Source organism: Rhizobium moroccans (assembly GCF_057559155.1).
Genome location: NZ_JBHFJG010000031.1, coordinates 55,035 through 59,827 on the forward strand (window position 1 = coordinate 55,035; position 4,793 = coordinate 59,827).

Here is a 4,793-nt window from a genome sequence, read left to right on the forward strand (position 1 = left end):
GCCGGGGCGCGCAAGCGCGCCAACGAGGCCGGCACGGGCATTCGGAGCCCCGCAGACGACCTGCACGGGCTTGCCATCGCCGGCATCGACCATGAGCACCTTGAGGCGATCAGCCGACGGGTGCTTTTCCGCCGAGATCACCTTGGCGATGACGAAGGGCTTGTAGGCCGCCTTGTCATCGACATCCTCGACCTCAAGGCCGATCGCGGTCAGGCGCTCGCAGATTTCCTCGAGCGTTGCATCCGTTTCCAGGTGGTCCTTCAACCAGGAAAGCGTGAATTTCATCGGTTCATCCTCCCCGTTACGCGCTCAAGCCGCCGAACAGCGTCGGCATGTCGAGAGGGCGGAAGCCGTAGTGGTTCATCCAGCGGACATCGGCGTTGAAGAAATCACGCAGGTCCGGCATGCCGTATTTCAGCATGGCGATGCGATCGAGGCCCATGCCCCAGGCAAAGCCCTGATATTCGTCGGGATCAAGTCCGCCGGCCCTCAGAACGTTCGGATGCACCATGCCGCAGCCCAGGATTTCCATCCAGTCGCTACCCTCGCCGAACTTAACGATCGGGCCGGAGCGGTCGCACTGGATATCCACCTCGAAGCTGGGTTCGGTGAACGGAAAGAACGACGGGCGGAAGCGCATCGTCACCGACGGCACCTCGAAGAAGGATTTGCAGAACTCTTCCAGGACCCAGCGCATGTTACCCACATGCGCCTTGCGGTCCACGACCAACCCCTCGACCTGATGGAACATCGGCGAGTGGGTGGCATCGCTGTCCTGGCGGTAGGTCTTGCCGGGAATGATGATGCGGATCGGCGGTTTCTGCGCTTCCATGGTGCGGATCTGCACAGGCGAGGTGTGCGTGCGCAGCACCTTGCGCTCGCCCTTCTCATCGGGAAGGAAGAAGAAGGTGTCGTGCATCTCCCGGGCCGGATGGCCTTCGGGAAAATTCAGCGCCGTGAAATTATAATAGTCGGTCTCGACATCCGGACCTTCGGCTATCGAGAAGCCCATGTCCCCGAATATGGCGGTGATCTCATCGACGATCTGGCTGATCGGATGGATACGACCGCGCTCGGCGGGCGAAGAGCGCACCGGTAACGAGACGTCCACTGTCTCGGCCTTGAGGCGCGCGTCGATCGCCGCATCCTTCAGCACCGTCTTGCGGGTGGCGATCGCATCGGCGATCTCGTTCTTCAACTCGTTGATCGCCGCGCCGCGGTGCTGGCGCTCTTCCGGCGACATGGTTCCGAGCGTCTTCAGGAGCTCGGAAACCGAACCCTTCTTGCCGAGGGCGGCGACGCGAACCGCTTCGATCGCCGGTTCGTCGGCGGCTCCGGCGATCTCAGCCAGAAGCGAGTTTTTCAGTGTTTGCAGATCGGACATGTTCTCTTCCGTATGATGGTCGGCGAGATTATTTGGAAGTCGTGACGCTTGTCTGTCAGTGTCGTTCGTCAAACAGACATGTGTGCTGCAATGAAAAACCCGCGCCAGCCCAAACCAGCGCGGGTTTCCCAAAATCGATGAAGCTAATAAAGCCTGGGAAGCGCTGGTTAACGAACCGCGCTTTCAAACTCGTTGGCAGTGCCGGCTTCCTTGAGGTACTCGAGAGCCTTCTTGGAAGCTTCGACCAGAGCGCCGAAGGCTGCCGGTTCATGGATCGCCATGTCGGACAGAACCTTGCGGTCAACCTCGATGCCGGCCTTGTTGAGGCCGTCGATGAAGCGGCCATAGGTCAGGCCGAATTCGCGGACAGCGGCATTGATGCGCTGGATCCACAGAGCGCGGAAATTCCGCTTCTTCACCTTGCGGTCGCGGGTGGCAAACTGCCTGGAACGATCGACGGCAGCCTTTGCTGCGCGGATCGTGTTCTTGCGGCGGCCGTAGAAGCCCTTGGCTGCCTTGAGGGTCTTGGTGTGCTTGGCGCGGGAAGTTACGCCCCGTTTTACGCGTGCCATGTCATGATCTCCTTATTGATCCAATCGCTCGACTAGTCTCAGAGACCGTTCGGCAGGTAGTTCTTGATAACCTTCTTGCCATCGGGTTCGGCAAGGATCATCGTTCCGCGTGCATCGCGGATGAACTTGTTGGACCGCTTGATCATGCCGTGGCGCTTGCCAGCGGCGGCTGCAACGACTTTGCCCGTTGCGGTGACCTTGAACCGCTTCTTGGCAGCCGATTTCGTCTTCATCTTGGGCATTTTGCTACTCCGTTCTTCTAATCGAAACCAGCAGACGAGGCTAGTTTCAAGCATTTAGAACGGCCACGGCATGCCCTGCCGGACCGTTCGGACGCGCGCTTATAACCGCAGTCGGCCAAAAGCGCAATGGGAAAGAAAGCATGCGGAATACCGGTGCGAACGCCGGTCAGCCTCCCCGCAGGACGCTTGGTGCGGCGCTTATCTCGGCGCCAGCACCATCATCATCTGGCGGCCTTCGAGCTTGGGCTCGGCTTCCACCTTGGCAATTTCCTGGGTGTCGTCCTTGACCTGAAGCAGGAGCTTCATGCCGAGTTCCTGGTGGGCCATTTCACGGCCGCGGAACTTCAGCGTCACCTTGACCTTGTCGCCATCCTCGAAGAAGCGGTTCATGGCCTTCATCTTCACGTCGTAATCGTGCGTGTCGATGTTCGGGCGCATCTTGATTTCTTTGACTTCGACGATCTTCTGCTTCTTGCGGGCTTCGGCGGCCTTCTTCTGGTTCGCATATTTCAGCTTGCCGAGATCGAGGATCTTGCACACCGGCGGATCATTGTTCGGCGAGATTTCTACGAGGTCCAGTCCCGCTTCCTCGGCCATGCGAAGGGCCTGGTCGGTCGGTACTGCACCGAGATTCTGGCCTTCGGCATCGATAAGCTGGACCTTGGGAACGCGAATTTCCCTATTGGAGCGCGGCCCCTCCTTGACGGGGGCATCGGCTTTGAATGGTCTGCGAATGGTCGTATTCTCCATATTGTTTCAGAACGCAAGCAACGCCTCTTGCTCGCCCGGCCTTAAGGCCGACGGCAATGTCGTGATCGCTCGCACGAAGTCAATAGCACACCGCCACAGAAAAATCACCTGCTGTCGCGCGCTGCGAATCTGTTTTATAGCGCCGGAAACTCGTTCCGAGGAGCCCGCCATGACAGACGCCACAGACATGACCATACCGAAAAGGATCATCGTCGGTTCCGGAGCGGAAGCCCGGGAGATCGCCGTTCTCCACCGGCCGGCGACCAGGAAGGGCGCGGCTGCGATCGTCTGGCTCGGCGGCTACCGCTCCGACATGTCCGGCACGAAGGCGATCGAACTCGATGCGCTGGCTGAGCGCGCTGGTCTCGCCGCGATCCGCTTCGACTATTCCGGTCACGGTGTCTCGGGAGGAGAATTCCGCGACGGCACGATCTCGCGCTGGCTCGAGGAGGCGATCGCCGTTCTTGAGGATATCAAGCCGAAACGCGTCTTTCTGGTGGGGTCGTCCATGGGCGCGTGGATCGCGCTCCGCCTGGTGCAGGAACTGAAAAAGCGCAAACGAGCGCCTGCCGTCAAAGGTATCGTGTTGATCGCACCGGCTCCGGATTTCACCGCCGAACTCATCGAACCCAACCTCACGGAAGCCGAACGCCGCTCGCTCGACGAGCGAGACTATTTCGAGGAGCATTCCGCCTACAGCCCCGAGCCCAATATCTACACCCGCGCCCTGATCGAGGACGGCCGCAAAAACCTGGTAATGACGGGCATCATCGAAACCGGCTGCCCCGTTCATATCCTGCAAGGCATGCAGGACCCCGACGTGCCCTACAAGCACGCACTGAAGCTCATGGAATTCCTGCCGGCCGACGACGTGGTGCTGACGCTCATCCGCGACGGCGACCACCGGCTCTCACGCCCCCAGGACATCGAAAAGATTCTCGCCGCGACCACGGCCCTCATTAATGAATGATGAGAAATTGAGCTGCCGCTAAAATGCAGCACTTTAACCATAATTCCGGTCCGTACGCATTAATACTTCTGTAACGATTGACTCTCTGCCCGTTCCGCTCTTTAACTTTTCGTTAAGACTTGAGGGACGGGTCCATGATGAAAGCCTTGTCGGCGCGGCATGTTGCCGTGATCCTAGCATCTCTTCTTGCGCCTACGAGCGCTGCACTTCCGGCATCGAGCGCAAGCGCCTCGATGATTACCGGCGGCAATACTTCACAGCCGATCGGTCACTACGAATTCTGCAAGCAATATCCCAGCGAGTGCAATCAGCGCAGCCGCTCGACACCGCCGGCAAAGCTGAGCGCCCGAGGCTGGGCGACGGTGCGCAGCGTCAACTCCTCGGTCAACGCCCGCTATGTCGCGATGACCGACATGGAAATGTACGGGCGCGAAGAGGTCTGGGCTTATCCGAAGGATGCCGCCGACTGCGAGGACTACGCCCTGCAGAAGCGCCGTGAGCTAATGCGCCGGGGCTTTTCGCCCGCCGACGTCCTGATAACCGTGGTGCGCAAGCCCGATGGGGAAGGCCATGCGGTTCTGACCGTGCGGACCGCCGAAGGCGATTTCGTGCTCGATAATCTCGATAACCGGGTGCGCCCCTGGTACGAGACGCCCTATACTTTCCTGAAGCGCCAGGCTTCCTTCAACAGCGGCCGCTGGGTCACCATCGAGAATGGCCGTGATGTCGTGGTCGGTGCGCTGCGATAAGCCGGTACCCGATCACCGGGAAGAAAGACCGCCTGCGATCCACCCGATCGCAGGCGTTTTTTTATGGCTGTGGGCTCGAATATGCCGCACCGGCGCCCGGCCCTTCGCTCAGGCTCAGGGCGTTCG

Annotated in this window: 6 protein-coding genes and 1 pseudogene; 2 read left to right on the forward strand and 5 right to left on the reverse strand. The window is 59.9% G+C overall.

What is annotated here, in order from left to right; genetic code table 11:
* The 5 genes and pseudogenes from ACE04I_RS16440 to infC all read right to left on the reverse strand — a co-directional run.
* Nucleotides 1-285, reverse strand: a pseudogene (locus ACE04I_RS16440) (phenylalanine--tRNA ligase subunit beta); the annotation flags it as partial.
* A gap of 16 nt (nucleotides 286-301) precedes the next feature.
* Nucleotides 302-1,384 carry a phenylalanine--tRNA ligase subunit alpha gene (pheS, locus tag ACE04I_RS16445; RefSeq protein WP_046793988.1) on the reverse strand — a complete coding sequence of 361 codons (1,083 nt, stop codon included), beginning with the start codon at nucleotides 1,382-1,384 and terminating at the stop codon, nucleotides 302-304.
* A gap of 167 nt (nucleotides 1,385-1,551) precedes the next feature.
* On the reverse strand, nucleotides 1,552-1,956 hold the full coding sequence (gene rplT, locus ACE04I_RS16450) for a 50S ribosomal protein L20 (protein ID WP_046793987.1): 405 nt from the start codon (nucleotides 1,954-1,956) through the stop codon (nucleotides 1,552-1,554).
* Nucleotides 1,957-1,994: 38 nt separating this feature from the next.
* A complete protein-coding gene (rpmI, locus tag ACE04I_RS16455; RefSeq protein WP_046793986.1) occupies nucleotides 1,995-2,198 on the reverse strand; it encodes a 50S ribosomal protein L35 in 204 nt (67 codons plus the stop codon).
* A 198-nt stretch (nucleotides 2,199-2,396) separates the two neighbouring features.
* Nucleotides 2,397-2,933 carry a translation initiation factor IF-3 gene (gene infC / locus ACE04I_RS16460; protein ID WP_245282079.1) on the reverse strand — a complete coding sequence of 179 codons (537 nt, stop codon included), beginning with the start codon at nucleotides 2,931-2,933 and terminating at the stop codon, nucleotides 2,397-2,399.
* A 184-nt stretch (nucleotides 2,934-3,117) separates the two neighbouring features.
* Between infC and ACE04I_RS16465 the strand changes: the two genes are divergently transcribed.
* Nucleotides 3,118-3,918, forward strand: coding sequence for an alpha/beta hydrolase (locus tag ACE04I_RS16465; protein ID WP_137326625.1), 801 nt, complete (start codon nucleotides 3,118-3,120; stop codon nucleotides 3,916-3,918).
* A 134-nt stretch (nucleotides 3,919-4,052) separates the two neighbouring features.
* Nucleotides 4,053-4,667 (forward strand): transglutaminase-like cysteine peptidase, encoded by a 615-nt coding sequence (locus tag ACE04I_RS16470; protein WP_046793984.1) that lies wholly within the window; start codon nucleotides 4,053-4,055, stop codon nucleotides 4,665-4,667.
* Nucleotides 4,668-4,793: the final 126 nt, after the last annotated feature.